This is a genomic window from Sphingobium sp. MI1205 (assembly GCF_001563285.1).
GTDB lineage: Bacteria > Pseudomonadota > Alphaproteobacteria > Sphingomonadales > Sphingomonadaceae > Sphingobium.
Genome location: NZ_CP005188.1, coordinates 3,013,004 through 3,039,881 on the forward strand (window position 1 = coordinate 3,013,004; position 26,878 = coordinate 3,039,881).

Consider the following 26,878-nt stretch of genomic DNA (forward strand, 5'->3'; position numbering starts at 1 on the left):
GTCAATGCCTCCGAAACGCTATGGATTTGGCGGACTGCCAGCAGAGCGCGCAGGTCGCGCAGCAGTCGGTGGCGCCGGTCTGGGCCGGGCACAGGATCGCGGCTTCGTCCACTTCATCGCCGCTGACCAGCCGGCTCGCCCGCTCGGAACCAGGCCGGCCCGAAAAGCGCAGCGCGAACCGCTGCCAGTCGGCCGACGCGAGCTGGTCCAGCGCCTGCCCGATCGGGTCGCAGCCGGGATCACGCGCCGAAAAGCCGAAGACATGGAGAGCAGGAAACGCCTTCAGCGCCCGCGCCCACAGGTCGACATAGCCGACCGAATAGAAGTCGCCGAGGATATGGACCCGCACCAGATAGCCGCCGGGATGCGCGCGCTGCAGCTGCTCCAGCTCGCGCCACAGGCCCGCCTCCAGCGCATGGTCCGCGACGATCCGCTCGGCCGCCTGCATATTGTTGCCATAGCACCAGCCCCATGCCTGACAGCTGCGCGGACAGGTCGCCCGTTCCTCCAGCGTCAGGGTGAAGATCGGCCAGCCCTTGCGATGGCCCTTCATCACCACCTTGCCGATCTTGCGCGACTGATGCCCGGTCTTCAGCACCCGCTTGACTTCGCCCGCCTCGAACACGCGCGACGGAAAGATGCTGCGCCCGTCCCGGTGCGCGGGATGCAGCGCCGACACCGACACGGCGACCGGCGACGAAGGCGAGCCGCCGCAAGGAAGGGCCGCCCCGCATCAGTCGTCCGCCAGAGCTTCGTCGAGCGCGTCAGCGATCGCCTGCTTGGCGGCGGCGCGCATGTTCAGATCGGGCTTGTCCGCCTTGACCCGCTGGATGTCGCGGACCCAATCGGCCTGAGTGCCCCCCCCCAGCACCGCCTGCAGGAAGGCGATGTCGCTGTCGGCCAGCGGACGGGGCAGCCGCGCGACCGCCGCCGCGATGCCGGGAAAGATCGTGCCGAAGTAGCGCAGCACCTGGTCGGCGAACGCCTGGGCGGCGACCATGCAGGACCGGCGCAGCACATGCTCGCCATATTGGCTGAGACACCATTGCAGCCCGCCGACATTCACCACCTGGCCCGGCTTCCAGCTGTCGGGATTGGTCGAGGTCGCGAGGCCGAGCCCGGCATCCTTCAGCGCCCGGTCGATCGTGCGCGCCTCCTCATCATGCGCGACCAGCGCGGCGCGGAAGATCTCCAGCTTGCTTAGCGGCCGCCGCTGCTGGTTCATGGCGACGAAGGTCGCCGCTTCCTCGTCGGCCGACTGCGACGGCATGACGACGCAGGGCAGGTCATAGATGTCGCTCCGCATCCGGGCCGCAGCCAGCCGGTGCTGCCCATCCACCACCCACAGCGACCCGTCATCCCGCTTGGCGACGGTCAGGGGCTGGCACAGCCCCCAGTCCCAATGCATGGCGATGCGCCGGATCAGCGACTGGCTGCCGCCGACATCGATCGACCGCTGATAGGTCGGGTCGATACCCAGCGAATGGAGCGGGCGGAATTCCAGGCTGGGCCGCAGCCCGCGGATCGGCTGCACCTTCAGCCGGGCTGTGGCGGGCCGGCTCACGCGGCCTCCTCCTCGATTTCAGCGACATTGTCGCCATGCGGGTTTTCCGCCCAGGCTTCGATCGACGGCCAGACCGGGCCTATGCTGCCAGCACACTCCAGCAACTCTTCCAGATCGTCATAATAGGAGCCGTCGAGATCCTCGCCCGCATCCTCCTGCTCGTCGGCATAGCCGCCATTCTCCCAGCGGAAATGCGCCAGCCCGTCGACCAGGATGACGATCGGGGCCGGGTCCATCGCCAGCACTTCGGCCCGACGGGCCTCCAGCGCAGCAGCGGCTTCCGCCTTCGCCCTTTCCTCGGCTTCGCGCTGCGCGGCCTTCTCGGCCTCCTGCAGCAGATATTCCTTCTGGGCATCCTCCAGCCGTGCGTCGATCTCTTCCGGCGTTACCAGGATCGACATGCCGACCGTGTAGCATTCGCCAAGGCCGTCCTGCTCGACGGTGCGACCGAGATGGGGCTGTGTCGTTTCCCACCATATCCGTCCCTCCGGGCGTTCCCGGTAGTGATCCCGCGCCACCAACCAGGCCGCGACGCCCCGGATCGACGCCGCACGCCGCTCCGCTGCATATTCCGCTTCCGACTTCCGAGGCGCCGCTTGCTGCGGCGGGATCAGATCTGGAAGCCGCGCGCCAGGCACGAAAAACTGCTCATGGACGATCAGCTTGCCGTTATATTCGACGCCATAGACGCCGACGATGTCGATCCCTTTGGCAGCGGCCTGGTCGCGCAGCTTGGGATAGGCCGGAAGATCCTGCCGCCAATAAGGTCGCTCGACCAGGACATAGCCTTTCGGCGCGGTCGGGAACCGTCCGATCCGCAACCCTGGGCAGGGCAGCAGATCGCTCGTCGTCGGATGCGAAGCCTGCGCCTCGCTCAACAGCCGGGCCTGCTGGAAATGCGCGCGATCGGCGGCGGTCGTGACGATGATGTCGGGATCGATCAGCTTGCGGCCGTCATGGCCCTCAGCGTCGGCGAATAGGTCATCTTCATAGCGCCCGCCTTTCTTCTCATAATCCGCCTTGCCGACGAGTTTGAACAGCGGGTCGCCGGTCCGCATCTGGGCATTGACGATGCCGCCCCGGATGCTCTGTACGCCGTGGCCCCAGGTGCCCTTCTTCGCCTCGGCATGGAATATCTTGAGCTGCAGCTTCTGATCCTGCGTTCCGGCATAGGCCATCGCCGCGTCGATCGTCAGCTTGCCCTGCCGCATGGCGTCGAGGATCTCGGGCACCAGGCCCGCCAGCCTAAGCCGCTGCTTCACATAACGCTCGGAAAAGCCGAACCGCTTGGCGAGATCGGCGGGCGACAGCGTGCCCGGCCGCATCAACTCCTGGAACGCTAGGAATTCGTCCGCCGGGTTCATGTCCCGCTTCGCCAGATTTTCCGACAGCGACAGCTCGACCGCCTCGGCCTGGTCGCGGATCAGCACCGGGACCGCGAAGCTGTCGTCCAGCAGGCCGCGCTCCCGCAGCACATGCAACGCCTGGAGCCGCCGACCGCCGCCGACGACATAGACCATCACCGCGTCAATGTCGGCATAGCCGATCAGGTTCTGCAGCAGGCCCTTGGCAGCGATGTCGTCGGCCAGGCTGTCGACATCGGCCGCCTTGTCCGTGTGGCGCACATTTTCTGGCGCGCGGACAAGACGGTCGAGCGGCACCGGCTGAATGGCCATAGGTGCGACCCGAAGGCCCTCCGGTGCTGTGATCTCCTCTGGCGCCACTGCCGGCGCCGCTTTCTTCGCTCTGGGCATGATGGGACGTCCTTCTCTGGTGGTGCGCCGGTTCCGGCTTATGGTTGTTCGGGATCGGCGGGGGCGGCTGCTATGGGGACCGCCCCCGCCATGCCGCCGCCTGAGAGGGGCGCAGCGGCAATCTGTTGTTGGGTGGCGCGGTCGATTTCGTCGGCCCAATGCTCGGCCGTGTCGAAATCGACGCCGAAGATGTCGGCGAGGTTGGCCAGCAACGCGCGGCCGACCTGGTTGTACCGCGCCTCGAAATGGCGGCGGGTGATGGTCATGTCGACGAAGCTCACGAACGGACCTCCGCCGCCAGATGATAGGCATGGTCGCGGATCGCCAGCGCGGCTCCGATGGCGGCATAGAGCGCCTGCGCGTCCTGCTCACTGATCTCCGCCATGCCCTCCGGCGTAGCCAGCAGCACCTTACGCGTGACGGGCTGATAGAATGCGTCGATCCCGCTGGCGAAGCGCCATTGCTGCCGACGAGGAATCCCCTGCTGCGCGCGATAATATTCCATCGACCCGCTGCCGACGCAGCAGTCGCAGAAATAGGCGGGCACATAGCCAGGTACGCGAAGCGCGTCCCATCCATCGGGCAGCGCGACACCGGCTACCACCACGCCTTGGGCGGGGCAGCGGAAACACTGGATCAGTTCCTCCCTGTCGGCCGCGATCATCCCTTCCCCGCTCACAGCATCGCCCTCCGTGTCTGCTTGCCTGTGGCCGCGATCGTCACCACCCGCCGTTCGAGCGGCGACGGCTCCTCGATCGCGATCTTTCCTGCGGCGACCAGTCGGCGCATCCGGTAGCTGGCGGACGCTGCACCGGCGAGGCCGACACGCCGCGCCAACTCGCCATTGGTCGGGCACGGATGCCCTTTGTCTGCCGCCGTCACGAGTATCTTCAGGATCATGCGCTCAGCTGTGTAGCGGCCCCTGATCTCGCGCCGCACGAACCGCCCGCGCCGCTCCGGCACACGACGCGGCGGATCGGGCAGGCGCTGCGCGATGAAGCGGAAGCCTTCGTCGGCCCGCTTCGTGGTCATCGTCACCAGCCCGCGCTCATGCAGCGCGCGCACCGCAGCCCCGATCGCCTCACTCGGCCGCAGGCCGGTGCAATAGACGACATCTTCGCCGGGCACCGCGCGCGCGACCCAGGCTTCGAACTGATCGGGCGACAGTGCCTGCATATTCAACGGTCCCCCTCCTGATCGGCGAGGCGGCGATCGAGCGCCGCCAGCGTTTCCTGCATCCGAAGAATGTCGGCGCGGATCTTCTCGCGCTCGCGCGGCGAGGGCTCGACGCCCATCTCACCGTCTGGGCTGAGCGCCGCGCGGATGCTGTTCGACAGGTCGCCCAGCTCACCGGCCAGTTCGACCACTGTCAGCGTCAACCCGCCCGCATCCTCACTGGCATCGGGCATCCGCACGAACACCCCGCCCAGCTGGCGGCACATGGCCCGCACGATGAAGGGATGACCGTCGGTGCGCGTCCCCAGCAGATCGATCGTCACGGCGTCGCGGATCGCGATGCTGTCCCGGTCATTGACCGAGCCGCAGCGCGACAGCTGGCTGCGCCCCACCGGCGTTTCCTCGGCACAGCGGTCAAGCCCGCCTGCGGCCTCGACCGCACGCTTCGTCGCCAGGGCAAGCGCCTTTTCCCCGATGCTGATATCCCCCCGGATCGGCATGATCTATGCCGCCCCGCGCTTGTGACGGGCTTTCCGGCGCCCTCCACCAGGGGCGCTGCCAGCGCCCCCGGCTTCGGCTATCGTGTCGGTATCGAATCGAACACGAAAGGAACTGGCATGGCCCGTCTCAGGCCCGAGGATATCAAGCTCAGCAGCGGGCCGAACGGCGCTGTCACGCTTAAAATCAAGGACAAGACCCATGTCATCGAGGCCAGCGATCTGCTCCGGCTCTCCACCATCCTCGGCAACGCCGCAGTAGATGAAACAAAGGAGCGGAACCGATTTCCCGTCGTGCAGGACATCTACCTCAAACCCTTCGATGAAACCGGACGGGCGCTGCTGCACCTCCAGCTCAGCGCCGGGCCGGTCATCCTGTCGATAGACAGCAATTGGCTCAAAGCGCTTGCGGATGCGGCCAGTGCGGCCCTGGAACATAGCATCCCAGCGGGCAACGGCTGACGCGCACAGCGCAACGATCCGATCGGCATTGCCGAGGCAGGCGGACTGCATCATGCAGCCTCATCTTCAGCAGGAGGGGATTTCGGCGGCTCATTTCCCGGTGACGACGATCCTTCCGCTTCCGTATCAACCGCAGTGTCAGATGCTGAATGACGCATCTCATCAGGAAGGAAGTCTTCAGGCTCCAATGGCTGTTCAACCGACCGCGCGGCCGTCATCACGTCAGGCCAATGCTTAACCGGGATAGCGTCCCGATCGCGCCACCCTTGCACGGTGGTATGGCGAGCGTGGCCCAGCAACTGGGCCAGCTTCCTTATACCCCCGATGCGGTCTATGATCTCTGCGTGCGACATAACGGCGATGTACGCTCACAGCGTACTGGTGTCAACGTAGAATATGTACAGCCGTTCCGTCATGCAGACATTGTGGATCAGGAAGAAACCATTGGTTCTCAGCTCTTAGCGCTGAAACATCGCGCAGGCCTGTCGCTCGACGCCATCGCGAAGGGAGGCGGCTATGCTGGCCGATCTTCTGTACAGCGGTACTTCTCGTCCGATTTCTCTGGGCCTCTTCCTCCCGACGCTGCGGTAGCCCTCGCTCGCGCCCTAGCAGGTAAGGGCGAGCCGTCGATCAAGGCGGATGACGTCTTGAAGCTGTCGATCTCCGAAGCACTCCGTGCCGCCAGCGGCGAACCGCAGCGATATTTCCTCACCGTTGAAGGAACCGTGGAAGCAGGCGTGTGGCGCGAACAATCTGAGTGGCCGGAATCGGAACGATACGACATCGAGGTCGGCCCACCGCCCTTCAAGGACGCGAAGCGCATGGCGGTCAAGATGACCGGCCATTCTATGGACCTTACCATCCCACCAGGCTCCGACCTGGAGGTCTTGTGGATCAAGTTCACCAATATCACGCCCGTTCCCGGCGATCTGGTGATTGTTGAACGCCATCGGCACGACCTGGTCGAATTGACCTGCAAGCGGCTCGATGTTGAAGGCAGTGAATATGTCCTGCGAGCAGAGTCCAGCAGGCCAGAATTTCAGGAAGTCATCCGGGTAGGGTCAGCAAGCCTGGACCTTGTGACCGATGATGGCGTCCAGATCGTGGGCATCGTGTTATCGTCCCAGCAACGGCACAGCACGCGCCGTTTCACTTGAACAGGAAGCCTAGGCAACCCTTCGACGCCGCCATGCGGTCTAGTTCGGCGCGCATCAATTCTGCCTGATCTCCTATGGCAACGCGAAGGACGATGCCGGAAGAGGGCTTGTCGCGCGTACCGCCCGTAACCTCGACAACATAGGCTGCGACGTCTTTGCGCTCTTTCGCGATTGCACGCTGCAACCAGGAATCGCGTGGCACATAGCCAATGACTTGGCCGCTCGCATTGCGCGCGACCACCGCCAGCGGATCATGCCGATTGTCGGTTTCATGCACGAGTGAAACCCGTTCGCCGTAGCGCGTTTCGCGCACCGCCTTTTGGTATCGCGCTTCGCCAACAAGCCCCGCGTCGTATGTTTTGATCCCCATCCGTGCAGCCTATCCGACAAGAGGTACGCATGCACCGTACATTTCGATTTGACTAGTGTACGTTCATGGCGTACATACCGCCCCGCAACACCAACGGGAGGCAGTCATGCTTCAGGTCGAAACCGAATTCCCTAATCCCGGCAGCATCGCCTTGTTCAACGGCCTGCGCTGGCGCGTGCTGAGCCACGCCGCTGACGGCACCGCGCACATCGCCCGCGAAGGCGTTGCCGCCAGCCTGAGCCGCCGCGCCGCGATCGACGAGCTGGTCGATCCCAAGGCCGCCGATGACAACGCCCTGATCGCACTGACCGACGCCAGCGAGGCGGGCAAGCGCATCGGCCTGTTCATCGCCCGCCAGTTGCGCGACGCCAATGAGATCACGCTGGCCGATCTGCGCCGCGACCTGAGCGAGGCCGCGCGCGAAGGCCGCGTCCCCGCGCCGCGCGATAATTTCCAGATCGCCATGCTCCTGCGGAAGCTGGGCTGGCGCAAGATTGGCAACATCGCGCAAGGCAGCCGGTCGTCCATCTATGTCCGGGGCGCTGTCCAGTGAGCGCCGCCAGCCAGATCGCCGCCCTGGTCTTCACCAGCGCCTTCGGCCTCGCCGCCTGGACGATCGTCAGCATGTTCGCGGCCTATCGCCACAAGATGGTCGCCGCCCTGCTGTTCGAACCAATCCCGCGCGATGCGCCGATCGTCCTGCGAAAGACTGCCCGTTGAGCGCTCGCTTTCACATTCGCGGCCGCGATCCGCTGCTGCGCTCGCCGCTGACCCAGTGGCAGCGCGAACGGGCGCGCGGCGCAATCCTGCCGATGGAGCAGCCGCGCCGGTCATGGTTCAGCCTGCGGCGGCGCGGATGAGCCGCGTCCATTTCCTCAAGCACTGCGCCGAGTGCGGCAAGCCAGGCGCGCAGGAAGACGGCTTCTGCGCCGTCTGTCGGCCCCTCTATCCCGACAGCTTCGCCACGGGCAGCGACCGCTTCAGCGACGATGTCGACCCGGCGAGCCCGGAAAGGCGCGAGCCGTGACGCGGTCCGCCCTCTTCTTTGCCGCCCTCATTGCGATCGGCGCGCTGTTCATGCTCGCCAGCTTCGATTTCGGGACGCTGCCGACGCCCACGACACAGTGGACGCGCTGCTCCTGACCCCATTCCGCCGGATTTCCGGCGACCCAAGCACCCCGGCACACGACGCCGGATGCCCACCGAAAAGCGGTGGATGTTTAAAGCGAAAGGACCAAGGATGAACACGATTACCCTAACGCCCGAGACGATCACGGAATATGATTTCGTCATCGGCCTGGACGCCTCCGGCTCGATGGCATCGCCCTCGACCCGCTATCCTGGCAAGACCCGCTGGCAGGAAGCCCAGGAAACCATCTTCGGCCTCGCGTCGATCCTCGGTCAGTATGACACCGACGGCATCGACATCGTCGTGTTTGGCGGCTCGGTCGAAGTCCATGAGGGCGTGACCGCCGACAAGGTCGCCTCGATCTTCCAGGCCCGCAGCCCGCGCGGCTCGACCCCGCTGGCCGAAGCGATCCAGAAGATCGACGCCCTCAACGGCGACGGCAAGAAGGCCGTGGCGCTCATCTTCACCGATGGCGAGCCCGACGATCGCGCCGCAGCCGAAGCGGCGATCGTCAGCGCCGCCGGCAAGCTGGAGAAGGACGAGGACTTCACCATCCTCTTTGTCCAGATCGGTGACGACGCCGGCGCGGCGAAGTTCCTCGCGCACCTGGATGACGGCCTGACGTCGGCCAAGTTCGACATCGTCGACACGATCAGCGCGGCCGAAGCCGACAAGCTGGAGCCGATCGACCTGATCAACAAGGCCATCAACGACTGATCGGGGGTGGACGGCGGGGACACGACCCCCGCCGTCCTATTCGCCTGCGAAAGGACAAGCGAACGTGGAAATGTTCAACACCCTCCTCGCCAAGGGCAAGGCGCTTTTCGTCGACCTCGAAGCCCGTTGGTCGGGCATCCAGTCGCCCGCCGCGAAGATCGCAGTCGCGGCCTTCGTCGCCGTGCTGCTCGCCATGATCGTGTGGGCCATCCTGCCCTGGATCGGCTTCTTCATCGCCGTCGGCCTGGTCGCCTTCATCGTCCGCCTCTTCTGGCCCAACGACCAGCCGCGCGCCTGACGTCACCCCCCTTTTTCCAACCAGCCAACAGGAGAATGCAATGGCTGATACCGTGACCGCCGACGACAACTGGGTCGGCAAATATGTGATCGTGCGCTGCCGTGATGCGGGCGTGCATGCCGGCGTGCTGAAAAGCCGCGGCGAACGTGCCTGCGAACTGACCGACGCCCGCCGCCTCTGGTACTGGAAGCCGGCCAACAAGGCGGCCTTCCTCTCCGGCGTCGCGACCGAGGGCCTGCACGGCGACAGCAAGATCGGCGCGCCGGTCGACATCGTGCTGACCGAGAACTGCGAGATCATCGCATGCACCGAAACCGCCGAGCAGAGCATCCGCGCGCTCGCCAGCCATCCGGGCCGCTAATGTGGGCGGGCTATCAGGGCAGGCCGGCTACGGCTCCGGCTACGGCTCCGGCTACGGCGACGGCTACGGCGACGGCTCCGGCTACGGCTCCGGCTACGGCTACGGCGACGGCTACGGCGACGGCTCCGGCTACGGCTCCGGCTACGGCGACGGCTACGGCGACGGCTCCGGCGACGGCTCCGGCTACGGCGACGGCTGAACCGTCGGAAGATCGAGGGGGCCCTGCCCCCTCGATCATGATCTTGCGCACCCCTCGACGGCATCAGCGCAGCCGCAAGCGCGGCGCGACGACCCCGGAGGGGATTATCTACTGTGGCCGCCCGACCATTCGCGGCAACCCTTTCCGCGCCGATCGCTTTGGCCATGCCCGATCGGTGCGCCTTTACCGCCGCTGGCTCTCACGCGCGCTGACGATCGGCGATCTGGAGCGGCTCGGTTTCAACCAGTCCGAGATCAACGGCCTGGTCCAGTGGCGCAACCGCCTCGATCGTGAACTGCCCACGCTGCGCGGGCGAGACCTGCAATGCTGGTGCCCGCTCAGCTCGCGCTGGTGCCATGTCGACGCCCTACTGGAGGCGGCGAACCCATGAGCGCCTATCTCGGCCGTGACCCCCTGCCGCCCACCGACCTCATCGCGACCGCGACCGAGGAGCGCACCCGACGCCGCGAAGCCTCGCTGGCGGCGGTAAAGGCTGGCCAGATCACAGCCGAGAAGGCCGACTGGGACGACATCATCTGGTCCAATATCGTCCACTTCATGCGCGTCCTGGGCGGTGATCGCCGAGAACCGCGGCACTGGCACCAGGACGACAAGGATCTGATGGCCCGCAGTGTCCGCGCAACAAAGCAGCGGATGCTCATCGCCTACGACAACAGCGCCCCCGGCATGACGCGCCAGAGGATCGATGCCATGACGCATGTCTGGTACGCCATCGAATTCACGCTTCTCTACACCAAGGTCCATCCGATCCCGGTCGATCGTCGAGGAGCGGCCGCCTGACATGGGCAAGCACGTCAACATCGCGCCGATCGCGCCGCGCCTCGTCGACGAGGAAACCGCCGCCGCCTATCTCGGTCGCGGCCGCACCCGCTTTCGCGAGCAGGTGAAGGCCCGCCAGCTGCCGGGCCCGGCCGATCGCAACGGCAATGTCGACCTTTGGGATCTGCGCGCGCTCGACCGCTATGTTGACCAGCGCTCCGGTTTCAGATCATCTCTTGGGGAATGGGACTAGTGGACATCGAGGGCGTTTGCCAAAAGAAGGGCCTGACCTACCGGCGCTTCCGCTACTATGATGCTGACGGCAAACGGAAAGATCGCTACGTCAGGCTCCCCGATCCAGCCGATCCGAAGTTTGCGACCGAGCTGGCGCGCGTAAACGCCGAGGCAGAACAGGCCGCGAATCGGGCGGAGCAGCGATGGGTGCCCATATCCGGCTCCTTTGGCGCCCTCGCCCGCGAGTTCCGCGCCGCCCTGGCCACAGGCTGGACCCGCAAGAAGCGGAAGAAGGGCGCCAAGGCCCTCTCCGATAACACCATGACCAACTATCTGCGCTATGTCGCCATGTTCGAGGCCGAGGATTTCACCTTCCGCATGAAGACCGGCGAGGACAAGGCAGTCCGCGATATGTCCGTCGCCGGCATGCGGCCGACCCATGTCTATCAGCTGCGCGACGCAATGGCCGACAAGCCGGGGAAGGCGAACAACTGGCTCAACGTCCTGAAGCTCATGTTCATCTTCGCCTGCGAGCGCGACTGGCGCGGCGACAATCCGGCGGACGACATCGCACCCCTCCCGATCGGCGAGCATGAACCCTGGCCCCGTGACGTCTTGGCCGAGGCGCTGGAGCATGCCACGCCGATGCTGCGCCTCGCGATCGTCACCGGCCTCTGCACCGGCCAGCGCGTCAGCGACGTGATCCGCATCCGGCACAACTGGCTGACCGGCGGCATCATGGAACTGAGCCAGGTGAAGACCGATGTCGACGTGGCTGTGCCAGTCCACCCCTGGTGGCGCGAGGAAATCGCCAAGGTCGAGAAGAAGGCCGTCACGCTGCTCTACGACCGCGCGGGCAAACCCTTCAGCGGCGAGGACCGCATCCAGGAGCGCATGCGCGTGCTGATGCGCCAGCTCGGCCACGTCGACGACGAGAACCAGCTGCTCTACACCTTCCACGGCCTCCGCAAGAACGCCTGCTGCTACCTGCTCGAAACAGGCCTCAGCGACACTGACGTCGGCGCGATCCTGGGTATGACTCCTGAAACCGTGCGGCACTATGGCAAGCGCGCCCGCGCCTACATGATCGCCGTCGGCGCATCGGAAAAGATGACCAACGTCACCCCCCTCAAAATGGGGCGCTAAACCAGGGTGGGGGAACTTTTCCCCCACCAACTGGGGGAACTCTCCGAGGAGAGTTAAAAAAACCCTGCAAAAGCAAGGTGGTGACCCCTACGGGAATCGAACCCGTGTTTCAGCCGTGAAAGGGCCGCGTCCTAACCGCTAGACGAAGGGGCCATATGCAGAGCGCCTTTGGCAGCGCTGCGAAGCGAGGGCGGCTTTAGGGGGGGAGGTTGCAACGGTCAACCCCCTTGCGACAGGAAAAACGACCTCGCCTTTCAATCAACCCAGGCCGCGTCTTCCAGATGCAGTTCAGCGGCAGAGCGGCTGCCCCAGTCATCGATCTTGGCCCGGCCCGCGACCCAAAGTCGCCGGTCGCGCGGAGCGCCCAATATGGCCTGTCCAAGGTCGCTTTCCGCCTGGCGGAAGGCGATCGTCTTGATTGATCGGCCATCCTCGCCAGCCATGATGGCGCGCAGATGCCCATTGCCCACAATGTCGGCCTTGACCACGCGCATCGGCCCGGCGACGACGAGGGGTGCTGGCCAACCCGCGCCATAGGGGCCCCCCGCCTCGATCGCGGCGACGAAATCCGGATTTACTCCGGCAGGAGCCAGCACGGCATCGATCAACAGCGCACGGTCATCCCGGGCGCGGGTGACGGCGGCAGCGAGCCGTTCGTCCAGAAATTCCGCAAGGGCGTCCAACTTGTCCGCCGCGACCGTCAAACCGGCAGCCATGGCGTGACCGCCCCCCGCGACCAGCAGGCCGCTGTCCTTCGCCGCCAGCACCGCTGCGCCAAGGTCTACGCCGGAAATGGAGCGGCCTGATCCTTTGCCGATGCCCGCTTCATCAATAGCAATGATGATGGCGGGACGCCCCGCCTTTTCCTTGATGCGGCCCGCGACGATGCCAATAACGCCGGGATGCCAGCCGGAGCCAGCGATCACCGCAACAGCACGGTTGCCTTGTGCGGCGAGAAGTTCCTCGGCCTCGGCCTGGACCGTAGATTCGATGGTCCGGCGTTCCTCGTTCAATTGGTCGAGTTCGGCGGCAATGTGCGCGGCTTCCAACGGATCTTCAGTAGTGAGTAGCCGTACGCCCAGATCCGCCTTGCCAACCCGCCCGCCCGCATTGATGCGCGGGCCCAGCGCAAAGCCAAGATCATGGCAGAGCGGAGCCCGGTTAAGACGGCTGGCGTCGATCAGTGCGGAAATGCCGATGTTGCGGCGCTTGGCCATAACCTTGAGTCCTTGGGCGACAAAGGCACGGTTAAGCCCCTTGAGCTGCGCGACGTCAGCCACGGTGCCGAGCGCCACGATGTCGAGCAAGTCCATCAGGGCAGGTTCGGCCCGCTGGTTGAACCAGCCCCGTTTGCGCAGAACGCGGATCAGGGCGGCACCCAGCAGGAACGCGACCCCGACCGCCGCCAGATGACCGTGGGCGGCGGCTTCCGCCGCCTCATCCAACCGGTTGGGATTGACGAGGGCGAAAGCCTCGGGAAGCGCCGCTGCGCATTTGTGATGATCGACAACGACGACATCGACGCCGACGGCCTTGGCCATGGCGAGCGCTTCAAAAGCCTGCGCCCCGCAATCGACCGTGACGATCAGGGTTGCCCCCTCCCCCGCCAGCCGCACCAACGCTTCGCCCGACGGACCATATCCTTCCATCAGACGGTCAGGAATATAGGGGCGCGCGACAAGGCCCAGGTCGCGCAGCAGGCGGATCAGCAAGGCGGCACTGGTCGCGCCATCCACATCATAATCGCCGAAAATACGGACATGCTCACCCTTTTCGACCGCATCGGCCAATCGTTCAGCGGCGCTGTCCATGTCGCGAAACAGGCTTGGGTCTGGCATGAAGTGACGGATCGTCGGATTGCGGTGCGCATCCACCGCGTCACGCGGGCAGCCTCGCGCCATCAGCAGCTGCGTAACAAGGTCGTCCGGCAGATAGCCCGGCTCCCGTGCGTCCGCACCAGCGCCGCGCCACCGCCAAGGTTGTCCAAGGATTGATCGGGATATGTTGAGCGCGATGTTCATTCCCAATTCCTAGACCGGGCGGGCCTCCGAGGGAAGCTGCGCCGCAGAAGCGGAACTAAAACAGACCTTTGCGCGTATTACCCTCCCGCGCGTGCACGGCGGGCTAAAAGGGGCGGCGAAGTCTAAATGAAATCAGGGCAGGCGAAACGCGTGCGGCATGCCGTGGCCGTCCTGATGATCGCTGCATCGCCCCTGGCGCTCCAGGCGCAAACCCCGCCAGCCACCGGGACGGCGAAACAGGAAGCGCCCATCCTGCCCGATGAAGAATTTGAATCCCGCCTTCCCAACAATAGCCAAGCCGATCCTGCCGATCCCTCCGACCCTCTGCCGTCGATCGAAAATTGGATCGACCAGCAGATGCCGCAGGCGGGTGCGTCTACAGAACTGCCTACCCCCACAGAACCACCAGCCGAAACCGAGCTTGCGCAACCCCTGCCGCCCCTCGAAAGCGTGACCGTTCCCGCGCAGGTCGCAGCAGACGACCCAGACGAAAAGACGCCGGATGTGCGCTATGCGGTTGGAATCGAGGGCTTTGGCAAGACCGGCCTTGAGAATGAGTTCCGCGACGCTTCCGCGCTGCTGGATGGCGACGGGCGGGCCGAGACCGCCGCCATGGTGCAGGCCCGCGCGCATGAGGATGAAGCACTGGCTGTCCGGCTGCTCTACTCGCAGGGCTATTATGACGCGACCGCGCTCGCCTCGCTCGACCAGACGGGGGATGGCGCGCTGAAGGCGATCGTTTCGGTCACGCCTGGCAAGCGATACAAGATTGGGGAAATCGTCATCAATGCGGCGGCGACGGTGCCGACCAATCTCGTCCGCGATAGCCTTCCCCTGAAAACAGGCGATTACATCGTCACGGCAGATGTTGAGAGCGCCGAAGCCAATATCGGCATCAGGCTGCCGGAAAAGGGTTATGCCTTCGCCAAGGTCGGGGAACGCGACATATTGCTGGATCCCGCCACTGTGACGGGCGACTATACCCTGCCCGTCGAGGTCGGTCCGCGTGGGTCCTTCCGTGGCATCACGACTTCAGGCCGCAAGCAGGCGTTTGGCGCAGATCATGTGAAGGTCATCAGCCGCTTCAAGCCTGGTGAGCTGTATGACAGCCGCAAGGTGGACGACCTGCGCCGGGCCCTGGTGGCGACGGGGCTGTTTTCCAGCGTCGCCGTGGATCCGGTGCGGACCAATGAGCCGGGGCCGAACGGAACTGAATATATCGACCTTCATGTCGAACAGGATGCAGGGCCGCCGCGCACGCTGGCAGGCGAACTGGGTTACGGGACAGGGCAGGGCTTCCGCGCGGAGGCGACATGGACGCATCGCAACCTTTTCCCGCCTGAGGGCGCATTGATCGGCCGGGTGATTGCAGGCACGCAGGAGCAGGGCGTGTCGGGCACTTTTCGCCGTTCAAACGCCGGAAAGCGGGACCGGACCTTCCAGGCTGGCGTCCTGTTGAACCATCAAAAATATGACGCCTATGAAGCCTTCACAGCGGGCCTCAACATCAGCTGGGCCCGGCAATCAACGCCGATCTTCCAGAAGCGCTGGACCTACACCTACGGTGCGGAAATCCTGCTTTCCAACGAAAAGACCACGATTGACCCAGCCACGGCGGAAAGCAAGCGCCTGACCTATTTCATCGGCTCACTGCCTGTGCAGTTGGGCTATGATCGATCAAACGATCTGCTCAATCCCACCAAGGGCTTCCGCGCCAATCTGCGGGTTTCGCCCGAAGCATCGTTGCAGGGTAATATATCGCCCTATGTGCGCGGGACTTTCGACCTGAGCGGCTATTATCCGGTATCCAACGCACTGGTGATAGCGGCGCGAACCCGGCTTGGCACCATCAGCGGCGCGGCGCGCGATCAGATTGCGCCCTCCCGCCGGGTTTACGCGGGCGGTGGCGGATCGGTGCGCGGCTTTGGCTATCAGGAACTGGGACCGAAGGACGTCAACGACGATCCCATCGGCGGCCGGTCAGTGAATGAGTTCGCGGTCGAGGGCCGCTACCGTTTCGGTAATTATGGCGTGGTTGCCTTTGTCGATGCGGGCCAGGTCTATGAAAGCTCAATACCGCGATTTTCCGACATTCGTTACGGCGTCGGGGTGGGCGGACGCTTCTATACCGATTTCGGCCCGTTCCGCGCTGATATCGCGATGCCAATCAACCGCCAGCCGGGTGAATCCAAATTCACCCTCTATATCGGCATAGGGCAGGCATTCTGATGGCAGAAGATACGCCTCCCCCCTCGCCCGCCGCCGATCCGGTCGCGATCCGGCAAGGTCGGCCACTATGGCGGAAGATTTTGCTGGGCGCGGCCGGGCTGATCATCGCGCTGGTTGTCCTGACGGCCGGTTTGCTACTGTTCCTCAATACGCAGCCGGGCAAAAAATTCCTGATCCGGCAGATTGCGGCGCTGAAGCTGGAATCGGGCATGGCGATCGAGGTCGGTCGGATCGAAGGATCTGTCTATAGCGACATGGTCATTCACGACCTGGTGCTGCGCGATCCGAAGGGCCCCTTTGCCGTCAGCCCGCGCGTCCATGTCGTATGGAGCCCGTTTCGCTACATCAACAATCATATCAGTGTGCGGCTGTTGGAAAGCCCGCTCGTCGTGCTGGCTCGCAGTCCGCAGTTCAACGTAACGCAAAGTGATCCGGACGCGCCGATCCTCCCCGATCTGGACATCGATGTGGACCGGTTGAAGATCGCCAGATTCGTCCTTGCCAAACCGGTGATCGGCCAGAAGCGGGAAATCGCGATCAATGGCGTTACCCATATCGCCGATGGTCGCGCGCAGCTGAGCGCCGATGCGATCGTCGATAGCGGCGACCGGCTGCAAGCCTCGCTGGACGCGGTGCCGGCCCAGAACCGCCTCGCCATGAAGGGCACGCTGACTGCCCCCAAAGGTGGCGTGATCGCGAAGATTGGCGGATTGACTGACGGGATGACGGCGAACCTGGATGGCCGAGGAACATGGCAGGCGTGGAATGGCAAGATCGTCGCGATCTCACCAAAGGGGCAGCTCGCCGATATCGCGCTGGCTGCGCGCGACGGCAATTTCACCGCGAGGGGGCCGGTGCGGCCTGGGCTTGTCTTTGGCGGGACTGTCGATCGGCTCACCGCCCCCGCGCTCAACGTCGATCTTTTCGCGGGACTTAACGAGCGGCGCGTCAACCTGAAAGCCTCTCTGCGCTCGACGGCGCTGGCGGCGACCGCACGGGGGCTGATCGATCTTGGGCAGAGCCGCTTCAGCGGTCTCAAGATCGATGCGGTGCTGAAAACGCCCGGCGCGATCATGGAAAAGGTTCGCGGAAGGGATGTCCGGGCGTCGGTAACTTTGGACGGTCCGATGGCAACCCCCTTTATCGACTATGACCTGAGCGCCGCACTGATCGCCTTTGACCAGACCGGCATTGAGGGATTGAAAGCCAGCGGACGCGCGGTCATCGATGCTGACCGCATTCGCATTCCAGTCAACGCTACTGCAAGGCGCGTCACCGGGCTTAATGCGGCGGCAGGCGGGCTGCTCCAAAATCTGCGGGTCAAAGGCGACTTCGCCTACGCCGCGGGCAAGCTGATCAGCGACAATTTGAAAATCGATAGCGACCGCGTGGACGCAACCGCAATTGTCCTGGCAGACCTCGAAAACGCCATTTATCGCGGCGCGCTGAAAGGACGCGTCAATGATTACAAGATCGACGGGGTCGGCGTCGTCAACCTGAACACCGATGTTGAGCTGGTGCCTGGGCCGAAGGGGGGCTGGGGCCTGTCCGGCAAGTTCGGAGTTCGCACTGCGCGATGGGACAATGCGTCGGTGCGTGACTTCCTGGGCGGAAACGCCATCATGTCGGGACGCATCGGCATGACGCCCGAGGGCAAGTTCACCCTTGCGGGATTGAAGGGCGCTGCACCCAATTTCCGCGTGCATTCCGGGTCGGGCAGCTATGATACAGATGGAGAGATCCGCTTCGACGCAGCAGCGACTTCCCGACAATATGGACCGCTGGCGCTCAGCGTGCGGGGGACGATGGAGCGTCCCCTGGCAATGTTGCGCGCGCCAAGCCCCAATGTGGGCGTGCAGCTTTCCAATGTCGTCGCAAAGCTGAATGGCGAGGCAGCTGGTTACCGGCTGGAGGCGACCGGCGGTTCTGCCTATGGTCCCTTTTTCGCCAACGTGCTGATCCGAACGGCCAACGGACCTCTGACCATCGACGTCACACGAGCGCGCTTCGCCGGGGTCGATATGAACGGCCGCTTGCAGCAGACTGCGGCCGGGCCTTTCGCCGGACAGCTCGCGATGAACGGATCGGGCATAAACGGCGCGGCGCACCTGTCAGCGGTGGGCCAGGCGCAGGGCATCGCCGTCAATGCCACTGCGAGCAACGCCAGGCTACCGGGCGAGGCGGATGTGGTCATCGGACGCGCGATTGTTACGGCGAACATGGTCCTTACCGATCAGCCGCGGATCAATGCCGATGTGCAGATGGCGAACGCCGCCTATGGCGACTATGTCGTGCGCAAGGCGCGCGGTCGGATCGACTATCAGGGTGGCCGCGGTCGTGCACAACTGGTGGCCGATGGGTCGAGTGGCGTCCCCTTCTCCATCGCCATAAATGCCGCGCTGCGACCGAGCCTTTATGCAGTGGCGCTTGAGGGCAAGGCGAGTAGCATTCCCTTCCGCTTTGCCCAGCCCGCCATCATCCGCATCGAGCCGCAGGGTTATCGGCTGGAGCCTGCAACGCTGGTCTTGCCGCAGGGCAAGGTCGATCTTGCCGGTCGTTTCGGTAGTCAGACGGCGTTGCAGGCGCGGTTCAAGGATCTCGATCTCGCCATAATCAACGTGGCGAGTCCAGGCCTTGGAATCAGCGGCAAAGCGACGGGCGCGCTGGACTTCGCCCAGAATGGCAACGCCTTCCCGACCGCGACGACCCGCGTCGCGATCAGCGATTTTCGCCGCTCCAGCCTGACCGCAGTGTCGGACCCGGTGTCCATGGCGGTGGAAGGCAAGCTGTCGAGCGCGGGCGGCGACCTGCGCGGCCTCATCCGTCGCGGCAATACGTCACTCGGACGGTTTATCGCGACGCTCGCACCCCCGGGACCGGGGGCCAGTTGGTCGCAGCAACTTCAATCGGCGCCGCTGGGTGGCGGCATCCGCTACGCAGGCCCTGCCGACGTTCTGTTTTCCTTCGCCGGCCTTGCCGACCAGCAGTTGAGCGGCCCGATCGCAGTAGCGGCGGATTTCAGCGGACGTCTTGCCGCGCCGCGCCTCAACGGCATCGTTCGCGCCAATGCGCTGACATATGAAAATGAAACCTTTGGCACACGCCTGACGCAGATGCGGCTGGATGGCCGTTTCACCAATGACCGGCTTGAGATACGCGACTTTTCCGGCCGGGCGGGCGACGGTACAGTGCAGGCAAGCGGCTCTGTGGGACTTGCGGCGGAAAGCGGTTACCCCATGAACATCGCGGTAAAGCTGGACCGCGCGCGAATCGCCCGCAGCGAAGCGATCACCAGCGTCGTCAGCGGCAACATCAACGTGACCAATAGCGCGGCCAATGGCGGTCTGATCAAAGGCGATCTGTGGCTGCCCGAAACCCGATACCGGATCGCGTGGCAGGGCGGGGCCGAAATCCGCCAGTTGCAGGGCGTCCGGCGCAAGGGTGAAGGGACCGACCTGCTCGACCAGCGGGTGGCTTCGCGGCAGGCGGCAGCGTCACCTGCCGACTGGAAGCTGGACATCCGCGTGCGCGCCGACAATGAAATCTACCTGACAGGCATGGGCCTCGATTCCGAATGGAAGACCAATATGCGCGTCACAGGCACCACGAAAGCGCCTCGTGTCGTGGGAAAAATAGAGGTGATCCGGGGCCGGTACAGCTTCTCGGGCCATCAGTTCGATCTGGAACAGGGCGTCATCACATTCAACGGGCCGATGATGAACCCGGTGCTGGCGATCCGTGCGGAAACCCGCATCAATACAGTGACTGCTGGCATCGCGGTGGGGGGCACTGCACAGCGACCGGATATCAGCTTCGTCTCGACCCCCAGCCTGCCGCAGGATGAAATCCTGGCGCGAATATTGTTCGGCGACAATGTCGCGAACCTGTCGGCGACGCAGGCCATCCAGCTGGCGGCGGCGCTCAACGGCCTGCGGGGTGGCGGCGGCGGGCTCAATCCGATGGGCAAGTTGCAGAATGCGTCGGGTGTTGATCGGATCGGTATCGTAGGTGGCGACGATGGGACGGGGCGCGGCACATCGCTGGCGGTCGGGCAGCATATTTCCAACAATATCTATGTCGAGGTGATCACCGATCCCAAGGGCTTTACCGCTACGCAGCTGGAAATCTCGCTGTCCAGGACGCTGAGCCTGCTGTCAAAGACGGGCACCAATGCGGGCTCGTCAGCGAACCTTCGCTACTCAAAGGATTATTGAGACCGATCTGATCGGTAACGGGCGACCAGATCCTGATAATCTGCCATTGCTCGGAATCGTTCGAAGCTGACAATCGCACCCGTGTTGGCCCAAGGCAGCTTTTCGGCGGTCTGCGTTTCCATCCAAGGCGCGAACCAGCTTGCATCGTCCACCAATGTGGCGCGGACATTGATGAAGCCGATGTCGGCTTCGGGCCGGGTGAAGATCCAGCTTTTGCACTGGTCGCAATGATGGTGATGGACGTCTTTGGCATGCATGCCGCCGATCACCGTTTCGCCCGCGATTAGTTCGACCGCGCTCGAAGACATTATCAAGGTAGTGGAAAAAGCGCTGCCGGTCATCTTCTGACAGCCATGGCAGTGGCATGCGGTTTCGCTCCAGGGCGCTTCATTCAGCCGGAAACGCACACGGCCACAGCGGCAACCGCCTTCAACGGGAAATTGCGGGAGGGTCATGGGCAGACTCCTTGAGGGCGATGCAGCATGTTGCAACCCGGAGAGCGCCCGCTCAATGAAAATCCCGTGACTTGGGCAATAGACGAACATTGCGCGGGTGGCTGGAAGTCCGGGGATGCTGAGGATGGATGAATTCGTCCGCGCGCGACAGGGCGATATGCGGCCGATGCGCATCCGACAGGCGCGACAGTTCGGCGGTGCGGTCATGCACGCGGCTCGCCATCAGGTGGACGACCCCTTCCTTGCTGCGCTGGACCTCTCCTTCCACCAGCATCAGCCGGGATGCCATGACGGGACGGCGCTGCATTTCGAACAACCGCGCCCAAAGCAGGATATTGGCGATCCCCGTCTCATCTTCGATGGTGATGAAAACGGCATTGCCTTTCCCCGGTCTCTGCCGCACCAACACCACCCCGGCAGTCCGCACCAGCGCGCCATTTTTCGCGGCGCTGGTCTGCGCACAGCTGAGTACGCCCTCGGCTTCAAAGACTGGCCGCAGAAACTGCATCGGATGACCTTTGAGTGATAACCGCGTCATCTGGTAATCGGCCGCGACCTGTTCGGCGAGCGGCATGGCGGGCAGCATCGCATCGGGTTCCTGCCCCAACTCACCTGCCTGCATGTCGCGCGCACGGGCGGCGGCAAAGAGCGGCAGTTCGTTGGAAGGGGTGCGCCGCGCTTCCCACAAGGCCGCGCGCCGGTCCTGCCCCAATGAGCGGCAAGCATCGGCATCAGCCAGCAGGCGCAGCGCGCGAGCGGGCAGCCCCGCCCGCCGCGCCAGATCCTCAAGACCGGTAAACAGTCCCTGCTCCCGCGCCTCTATCAGCCGCATGGCCCAGTCTTCACGAAAACCGTCGATCTGCCGAAAGCCCAACCGCAGCGCGAGCGCTCGCCCCACCCCCTCCCCTTTGCGCCGATCCCGCGAACGCAACAGAGGTTCAAGGCTGTTATCCCAACCGCTCATGTTCACATCGACATCATGCACGGCAACGCCATGCTCGCGCGCATCGCGCACGATCTGCGCCGGAGCGTAAAAACCCATGGGCTGCGAATTCAGCAACGCGCAGGCAAAGACGGCGGGCTGATGGCATTTGATCCAGGCGGAGACATAGACCAGCCGGGCAAAGGACAGGGCGTGGCTTTCGGGGAAGCCATAGCTGCCAAACCCCTCGATCTGCTTGTAGCAGCGTTCGGCAAAGTCAGTTTTGTAGCCGCGCCTCACCATGCCGCGGATCATCTTGTCCCGGAACTTGTCCATGCCGCCCACCTGGCGGAAGGTTGCCATCGACCGGCGCAACTGGTTCGCCTCGGAAGGCTTAAACTCAGCAGCTACGATGGCGAGCTTCATCGCCTGTTCCTGGAACAGGGGGACGCCATAGGTATGACCGAGCAAGGCTTTCAATTCATCCGAACGGCCATGCTCTGGGCTTGGCGCAGGAAATTCTACCTTTTCCTCCCCGCAGCGCCGCCGCAAATAAGGATGCACCATGTCGCCTTCGATCGGACCAGGCCGCACGATCGCCACTTGCACCGTCAAGTCGTAAAGCGAGCGTGGCCGCAACCGTGGCAACATGTTGATCTGCGCCCGGCTTTCCACCTGGAACACGCCGATACTATCGCCCTTGCAGAGCATATCATACACTTCGGGATCATCCGATTGTAGATCTATGTCCAGGTCGTGATTGCCAAGATCATGGGTCCGCATCAGGTCATAGGCCTTACGGATGCAGCTCAACATGCCGAGCGCCAGGATATCGACCTTCATCAGGCCAAGGGCGTCAATGTCATCCTTGTCCCATTCTATGAAGCTGCGGTCCGCCATCGCCCCATGATGCAGCGGGACCGTTTCATCGAGCCGGTTCTGGGTCAGAACAAAGCCGCCGACATGTTGCGACAGGTGGCGGGGAAAAGGTGCGTCCAACAACTGATCCACAATGCCCCGCAACCGCACCATTTGCGGATTGTCGAGGGCAAAACCCGCCTCCACTATGCGTGCATCGCCCATATCGCCTGAATAACTGCCCCAGACCGTGCTTGAGAGACGCGTCGCGATATCGTCGCTAAGGCCCAGAACCTTGGCGACTTCCCGCACGGCACTGCGGGACCGGTAGTGAATGACCGTTGCCGCTATCCCGGCGCGGTGACGGCCATAGCGTTCGTAGATATATTGCATGACCTCCTCGCGCCGCTCATGTTCGAAATCCACGTCAATGTCGGGGGGCTCGTCCCGTTCCTCGGACACAAAGCGGGAGAAGAGCAGGTCATGCTTGAGCGGATCGACGGAGGTGACGCCCAGCAGAAAGCAGATCATGGAATTGGCGGCCGAGCCTCGCCCCTGGCATAATATGCCCTTCATCCGGGCAAAGGCGACGATATCGTGGACCGTCAGGAAGTAACTTGCATAGTTGCGCTCCCGGACCAGTCCGAACTCCTCGTCCAATAGCTTTCGAACCGCTTGTGGGATGCGCGGGCCATAGCGCGCATGCGCCGCCGAGATGGTCAGTTCTTCCAGCCATTGCTGTGCCGTCCAACCTTCGGGCACTGGCTCATGGGGATATTCGTAGGCCAGTTGATCCAGCGTGAAATGCACCTTGTCCAGAAAGCTAACCGTCTCCGCCACTGCTTCCGGGCAGGTGTGAAAAAGGCGCGCAATTTCCGCAGGGGAATGGATGTGCCTTTCCGCATTGGGTTCAAGCAGACGTCCTGCCTTGGCGATGCTGGTGCCTGCCCGGATGCAGCTTAGCACATCCTGCAAAGGCCGCTGCGTCGGACTGGCGTACAGCGCGTCCATGGTCGCGATCAAGGGCACGCCACTACGTTCGCTCAAGGTTTTGAAACGCACCAGACGCCGCGCATCCCGCCCATCCCGGCGCAACGCGGCGCCCAGCCATATGCGGTCCGGCGCCAATCGAGCCAGCCGGATCAGCAGAGCTTCCAGGTCGGCCGGACGCGGCGGGGGCACCAGGCTTAGATGCCCTTGGCGGATCGTTTCCCTGGACGGCCGGTCATCATATTCAAAAGCCACGGGGCGACGGTGCGCCGTCTGCTCAGTAGCGGTGGAATAAGGCAGCACGATCAAAAGCAGATCGTCGAGATAGGCGGTCAGTTCCTCATAGCTAAGGATGCAGTCTCCCTTCACCGATTTCAGATTGCCTTTGGTCAATAATTTGGTGAGTTCGCCCCACCCCGTTCGTGTCGATGGATAAGCGACGATGTCGGGCGTGCCATCGGCAAAGACCAGCCGTGCCCCGACGATCAGCCTCAAATCGGTCTCGCATGCCCGCTTTTCATCTTCGGTCAGTTCCAACGGCTGCCCTGCTTCCTTTTTAGCTTCGAGCAGGCGCGTCCTGGCCATTTCAGGCGCACGTTTGCGCGCAACATGCGCGCGCACCACGCCCGCCACCATGTTCCGATCAGCGATGCCCAATCCCGCAAGTCCAAGATGGATGGCCTGATCGACCATGTCGGAAGGATGCGATGCGCCACGCAAGAAGGAGAAGTGGGTCGCAGCGGCCAATTCAGCAAAAGCAGGACCTTCCTTTGCGGGTCGTGGGGGATCAGGCCGCTGCGGCCTCCCCTTCTTTCGCGCGGCCTCGATCGCATTCAATGCTCGCCGATCAATCGACTTCGGCTTGGCGGGATCGGGACCTTTGCCCCCTTTCATGCGAACAGGCCGTGGATATACCAGCGCGGATGGCGAGCCTCCACACCGTAAAAGCCATGGCGGAAAATCCAGTAGCGCCGCCCACGCGCATCTTCGATCCGGTAATAGTCGCGCGTCATGCCGGCGCTTTCGCCCTCCAGCGCGCCGTCTTTCGCCTTCCACCATTCAGGCGCGATCCGCTCGGGCCCTTCATAGCGGGTCACTTCATGGGCCGCGCGGCGCCATCGAAAATGGTGCGGCGGGCCGTCGGGAACCTCTGCCACCACCTCGATTGGTTGGGGAGGATCGAACAAATGGATGGGCCGCATCGGTGGATCGCCCGGCTCCGACTGGCGCTGCCAGCTTGATGGGGAGCGACTTTCCACTGCGGGCAGTGCGAGTTGCGCCTGCTCAGGGATGTGACTGTCGCGCGGTTCGAGGCGCTGAATCCGGCCCCGGCCAGCGCGGACGGAAAGCCGATCGATGAGCGCGGCGATCGCCTCCTCCCGGCGCGCTTCTCCACCCTCGAGCGCCAGTTGGGTGGCGGCCATGGCTTCGGTCCGGGGCACTGTCAGGCGCAGCATGTCGAAACCAAAGCCAGGGTCGAGCGGGTCCGACAAACTGTCGATCCGTTCCTGCACCAGACGCATGATGGAGGGCGCGTCTCGCACAGGCAGGCTGGTTTCGACCCGCAGCGGAAAGGCGAGGCCGTCGGTGCGAAAGAACATTATTTCGAACCGACGGCCGCCTTCGCCACGTTCCCCGAGCCGTTCCCCCGCTTCGGCCGCCATCTTCTCCAGACTTTGAAGCGCATAAGCGGTGCTGCCCATCGGTTCGGCAAAGCGGCGCTCGATCCGGACCGCGGGGCGCGGACGGCGCGGAGCAAGCGGACGGTGGTCCAGGCCCAGCAACCGGTGCAGCGCATCAACCGCTTCCTCACCAAAGCGGGCCCCCAGGGTTGCGGCGGGGCGCGCGGCAAGATCCCCCACCGTGCGCAATCCCGCCCGGCGCAGCCCGACCGCGCTTTCCTCTTCCAATCCCAGCGCCTCTACCGGCAGGCGGCGCAGGGCGGCATCCTCATCGGCGGCAGGGACCGAAGCGAAGCGAACGAGCGCATGCGCGCCCTCCGCCGTACCCGCCAGCGCATGGCGTACGCACATGCCGTGCCGTTCCAGCCGCTCGACCGCCTCGCGCGCCAATGCTTCCTCACCGTTCCACAGATGCGCGCAGCCGCTGATGTCGAGCAACAATCCCTGAGGCGGGTCGAGCGCAGCGATCGGCGTATAGCGCGCGCAGCCGTCACACAGCCGCTCCAGCCAATCCTGATCGGCATGGGGATCGGCCTCGAATATCCGCAGGCCGGGCTCGCGCACTCGGGCATCGGCCAACGTCATACCCGCACTAAGGCCGATCGCCAGCGCATCGGCATCCAGCGCCACCAGCCGCATCGCCCCCCGCACCGTTTCGACGATCACGGCGGGCGCATCCTGCCCTTGCGCCGCCCAGAGATCAGGCTGCTCGATGCGCAGCCGGTCGAGCGGGAGGAACGGGAACCACAGTGCCAGGTAGCGGCGTGTCCGCGCTGTCACTTCTCCGGTCATGGCGTTCATCGCATTCTTCTCCAAAGACGCCCCGTTCGCTGTTCCACACAAGACGCCACGTCATGCCGTCGGGTCCCGACCGACGGCGCAGCAGGCTAAGATCAAAGGCAGTCATGCCCGGCGCATTACCGGGCAACGGAACCGAAGGCGCTGCCGTCACCCGCCAGCGCGTGTCGGCAGCGCTGGGCACTGGATCGCCCCCGATACGCAACAAAAAGGCTGTGACGCCCGATGCTTCCGCCGCGAGCGCCAGGCGGCGGCTGGCGGTCAGGTCCATAAGCGGCGTGCGCCCGCGTAGTTCGATCACGAGCGCGCCAAGGGCGGGGCAACGCAGCGCATCAACCGCAGCCCGCAGCAGCAGCGCGTCATCCTTCATGACCCCGATCAGCAAATGGGCAGGATCAATTCCCAGCGCGGCAAGGCCGGGACCATAGGGCTGCCCGGCTGCTCCATTTATAGGGCGCAGCCAGAACATAGGGGACTGCCCTGCTGCGAGATGAGCAAGAATCAGGGAAAGCCCGGCAGCAGCGCCTTCGTCTTCGTTTCTTCCGAACAGTTCGTGCACGCGACCCTGGGCCAAGCCGCCCTGTAATGTCTGATCCAGGGGCGCATGCCCGGTCGCGATCCGCGCACCGGCTTTGGCGGCCGGAATCCCTTCCAGCGATGCGATGTGCCGCCTGAGGGCTGCAAGCGTGTTCACCGACTCGATCATATAGATGTTCTCTATATGTTCTTTTCGACGGTAAGACGACTCCTGTCAATGAAGTTGGTGACGGTCTGCAAAGGAGATGTCTGTGTCACCTTCGTTACAAATTCGGCTATCATCCAGAAAGGTTCTACGCGCCCGCAATCCGCCAAGCTAATTTGCATC

The 26,878-nt window shown here is 64.0% G+C and carries 30 protein-coding genes and 1 tRNA gene; 16 read left to right on the top strand and 15 right to left on the bottom strand.

All coding sequences use genetic code 11. From position 1 onward, the window contains the following. Position 1: 1 nt before the first annotated feature. Genes K663_RS14895 through K663_RS14925 form a run of 7 tightly spaced genes read right to left on the bottom strand, consistent with a single transcriptional unit; the run spans position 2 to position 4,994 of the window. Complete coding sequence (locus K663_RS14895) at positions 2–685, bottom strand: hypothetical protein (protein WP_062119240.1); 684 nt, start codon at positions 683–685, stop codon at positions 2–4. Between the two features lie 48 nt (positions 686–733). Further along, entirely contained in the window at positions 734–1,564 is an 831-nt protein-coding gene (locus tag K663_RS14900) for a DUF6551 family protein (RefSeq protein WP_062119243.1), read from the bottom strand. Then, entirely contained in the window at positions 1,561–3,318 is a 1,758-nt protein-coding gene (locus K663_RS14905) for a ParB/RepB/Spo0J family partition protein (RefSeq protein ID WP_158511192.1), read from the bottom strand. The genes K663_RS14900 and K663_RS14905 overlap by 4 nt, the downstream gene beginning before the upstream one ends. A 38-nt stretch (positions 3,319–3,356) precedes the next feature. Beyond that, the gene (locus tag K663_RS24380; RefSeq protein WP_062119248.1) at positions 3,357–3,599 is read right to left on the bottom strand and encodes a hypothetical protein; all 243 of its coding nucleotides are present in this window, start codon (positions 3,597–3,599) and stop codon (positions 3,357–3,359) included. Next, positions 3,596–3,997 (bottom strand): hypothetical protein, encoded by a 402-nt coding sequence (locus K663_RS24385; RefSeq protein ID WP_158511193.1) that lies wholly within the window; start codon positions 3,995–3,997, stop codon positions 3,596–3,598. The genes K663_RS24380 and K663_RS24385 overlap by 4 nt, the downstream gene beginning before the upstream one ends. Then, positions 3,994–4,500 carry a winged helix-turn-helix domain-containing protein gene (locus tag K663_RS14920; protein ID WP_145902286.1) on the bottom strand — a complete coding sequence of 169 codons (507 nt, stop codon included), beginning with the start codon at positions 4,498–4,500 and terminating at the stop codon, positions 3,994–3,996. Before K663_RS14920 ends, K663_RS24385 begins: the two co-directional genes overlap by 4 nt. Continuing rightward, entirely contained in the window at positions 4,497–4,994 is a 498-nt protein-coding gene (locus K663_RS14925) for a phage regulatory CII family protein (protein WP_062119257.1), read from the bottom strand. Before K663_RS14925 ends, K663_RS14920 begins: the two co-directional genes overlap by 4 nt. 117 nt (positions 4,995–5,111) lie before the next feature. Here K663_RS14925 and K663_RS14930 point away from each other — a divergent pair, with 117 nt between their 5' ends. Continuing rightward, positions 5,112–5,453, top strand: a complete 342-nt coding sequence (locus tag K663_RS14930; protein WP_145902287.1) for a hypothetical protein — start codon at positions 5,112–5,114, stop codon at positions 5,451–5,453. Positions 5,454–5,503: 50 nt separating this feature from the next. On the opposite strand, the gene K663_RS25275 is transcribed toward K663_RS14930, so the two are convergent. Beyond that, positions 5,504–5,806: a carph-isopro domain-containing protein gene (locus tag K663_RS25275; RefSeq protein ID WP_443018967.1), complete on the bottom strand. Its 303-nt coding sequence runs from the start codon at positions 5,804–5,806 to the stop codon at positions 5,504–5,506. Here K663_RS25275 and K663_RS14935 point away from each other — a divergent pair. Beyond that, complete coding sequence (locus K663_RS14935) at positions 5,732–6,610, top strand: S24 family peptidase (protein WP_062119263.1); 879 nt, start codon at positions 5,732–5,734, stop codon at positions 6,608–6,610. The two genes, K663_RS25275 and K663_RS14935, sit on opposite strands and share 75 nt — an antisense overlap. Here K663_RS14935 and K663_RS14940 read toward each other — a convergent pair. Continuing rightward, positions 6,603–6,980, bottom strand: coding sequence for an HIRAN domain-containing protein (locus K663_RS14940; RefSeq protein ID WP_062119266.1), 378 nt, complete (start codon positions 6,978–6,980; stop codon positions 6,603–6,605). The two genes, K663_RS14935 and K663_RS14940, sit on opposite strands and share 8 nt — an antisense overlap. A gap of 106 nt (positions 6,981–7,086) precedes the next feature. Between K663_RS14940 and K663_RS14945 the strand changes: the two genes are divergently transcribed. The 12 genes from K663_RS14945 to K663_RS14985 all read left to right on the top strand — a co-directional run bounded on the left by K663_RS14945 (position 7,087) and on the right by K663_RS14985 (position 11,844). Then, a complete protein-coding gene (locus tag K663_RS14945) occupies positions 7,087–7,533 on the top strand; it encodes a hypothetical protein (RefSeq protein ID WP_062119269.1) in 447 nt (148 codons plus the stop codon). Beyond that, positions 7,530–7,700, top strand: coding sequence for a hypothetical protein (locus K663_RS24670; RefSeq protein WP_201026643.1), 171 nt, complete (start codon positions 7,530–7,532; stop codon positions 7,698–7,700). The genes K663_RS14945 and K663_RS24670 overlap by 4 nt, the downstream gene beginning before the upstream one ends. After that, positions 7,697–7,840 (top strand): hypothetical protein, encoded by a 144-nt coding sequence (locus K663_RS24920; RefSeq protein ID WP_235589459.1) that lies wholly within the window; start codon positions 7,697–7,699, stop codon positions 7,838–7,840. Before K663_RS24670 ends, K663_RS24920 begins: the two co-directional genes overlap by 4 nt. Then, positions 7,813–8,007, top strand: a complete 195-nt coding sequence (locus K663_RS23915; protein WP_145902289.1) for a hypothetical protein — start codon at positions 7,813–7,815, stop codon at positions 8,005–8,007. Before K663_RS24920 ends, K663_RS23915 begins: the two co-directional genes overlap by 28 nt. Before the next feature lie 213 nt (positions 8,008–8,220). After that, the gene (locus K663_RS14950) at positions 8,221–8,826 is read left to right on the top strand and encodes a VWA domain-containing protein (RefSeq protein ID WP_063619072.1); all 606 of its coding nucleotides are present in this window, start codon (positions 8,221–8,223) and stop codon (positions 8,824–8,826) included. A 64-nt stretch (positions 8,827–8,890) separates the two neighbouring features. Then, positions 8,891–9,124 (top strand): hypothetical protein, encoded by a 234-nt coding sequence (locus K663_RS14955; protein WP_145902290.1) that lies wholly within the window; start codon positions 8,891–8,893, stop codon positions 9,122–9,124. A gap of 40 nt (positions 9,125–9,164) precedes the next feature. Then, on the top strand, positions 9,165–9,485 hold the full coding sequence (locus K663_RS14960; RefSeq protein WP_062119278.1) for a DUF6948 domain-containing protein: 321 nt from the start codon (positions 9,165–9,167) through the stop codon (positions 9,483–9,485). 1 nt (position 9,486) lies between these two features. Then, positions 9,487–9,684, top strand: a complete 198-nt coding sequence (locus tag K663_RS24535) for a hypothetical protein (RefSeq protein WP_162492762.1) — start codon at positions 9,487–9,489, stop codon at positions 9,682–9,684. A 37-nt stretch (positions 9,685–9,721) separates the two neighbouring features. Beyond that, on the top strand, positions 9,722–10,075 hold the full coding sequence (locus K663_RS14970) for a DUF4326 domain-containing protein (protein WP_062119284.1): 354 nt from the start codon (positions 9,722–9,724) through the stop codon (positions 10,073–10,075). Continuing rightward, on the top strand, positions 10,072–10,485 hold the full coding sequence (locus K663_RS14975; protein ID WP_062119287.1) for a hypothetical protein: 414 nt from the start codon (positions 10,072–10,074) through the stop codon (positions 10,483–10,485). Before K663_RS14970 ends, K663_RS14975 begins: the two co-directional genes overlap by 4 nt. Before the next feature lies 1 nt (position 10,486). After that, entirely contained in the window at positions 10,487–10,717 is a 231-nt protein-coding gene (locus K663_RS14980; RefSeq protein WP_062119290.1) for a hypothetical protein, read from the top strand. Then, positions 10,708–11,844 carry a tyrosine-type recombinase/integrase gene (locus K663_RS14985; protein ID WP_063619045.1) on the top strand — a complete coding sequence of 379 codons (1,137 nt, stop codon included), beginning with the start codon at positions 10,708–10,710 and terminating at the stop codon, positions 11,842–11,844. Before K663_RS14980 ends, K663_RS14985 begins: the two co-directional genes overlap by 10 nt. A gap of 78 nt (positions 11,845–11,922) precedes the next feature. Here the strand turns inward: K663_RS14985 and K663_RS14990 are convergent. Both K663_RS14990 and recJ read right to left on the bottom strand, forming a co-directional pair. Next, positions 11,923–11,997: transfer RNA gene (locus K663_RS14990), tRNA-Glu, on the bottom strand. A gap of 101 nt (positions 11,998–12,098) precedes the next feature. After that, positions 12,099–13,865 (bottom strand): single-stranded-DNA-specific exonuclease RecJ, encoded by a 1,767-nt coding sequence (gene recJ, locus K663_RS14995; protein WP_062119296.1) that lies wholly within the window; start codon positions 13,863–13,865, stop codon positions 12,099–12,101. A gap of 126 nt (positions 13,866–13,991) precedes the next feature. Between recJ and K663_RS15000 the strand changes: the two genes are divergently transcribed. Both K663_RS15000 and K663_RS15005 read left to right on the top strand, forming a co-directional pair. Then, positions 13,992–16,094, top strand: coding sequence for an autotransporter assembly complex protein TamA (locus K663_RS15000; RefSeq protein ID WP_062119299.1), 2,103 nt, complete (start codon positions 13,992–13,994; stop codon positions 16,092–16,094). Beyond that, a complete protein-coding gene (locus K663_RS15005) occupies positions 16,094–20,308 on the top strand; it encodes a translocation/assembly module TamB domain-containing protein (protein WP_062119302.1) in 4,215 nt (1,404 codons plus the stop codon). The genes K663_RS15000 and K663_RS15005 overlap by 1 nt, the downstream gene beginning before the upstream one ends. Here the strand turns inward: K663_RS15005 and K663_RS15010 are convergent. Genes K663_RS15010 through K663_RS15025 form a run of 4 tightly spaced genes read right to left on the bottom strand, consistent with a single transcriptional unit; the run spans position 20,302 to position 26,719 of the window. After that, positions 20,302–20,763, bottom strand: a complete 462-nt coding sequence (locus tag K663_RS15010) for a GFA family protein (protein WP_062119306.1) — start codon at positions 20,761–20,763, stop codon at positions 20,302–20,304. The genes K663_RS15005 and K663_RS15010 overlap by 7 nt on opposite strands. A 52-nt stretch (positions 20,764–20,815) precedes the next feature. Then, positions 20,816–24,427, bottom strand: coding sequence for an error-prone DNA polymerase (locus K663_RS15015; protein ID WP_062119309.1), 3,612 nt, complete (start codon positions 24,425–24,427; stop codon positions 20,816–20,818). Further along, the gene (locus tag K663_RS15020; RefSeq protein ID WP_145902291.1) at positions 24,424–26,016 is read right to left on the bottom strand and encodes a Y-family DNA polymerase; all 1,593 of its coding nucleotides are present in this window, start codon (positions 26,014–26,016) and stop codon (positions 24,424–24,426) included. The genes K663_RS15015 and K663_RS15020 overlap by 4 nt, the downstream gene beginning before the upstream one ends. Then, a complete protein-coding gene (locus tag K663_RS15025) occupies positions 25,916–26,719 on the bottom strand; it encodes an ImuA family protein (RefSeq protein WP_062119315.1) in 804 nt (267 codons plus the stop codon). The genes K663_RS15020 and K663_RS15025 overlap by 101 nt, the downstream gene beginning before the upstream one ends. Positions 26,720–26,878: the final 159 nt, after the last annotated feature.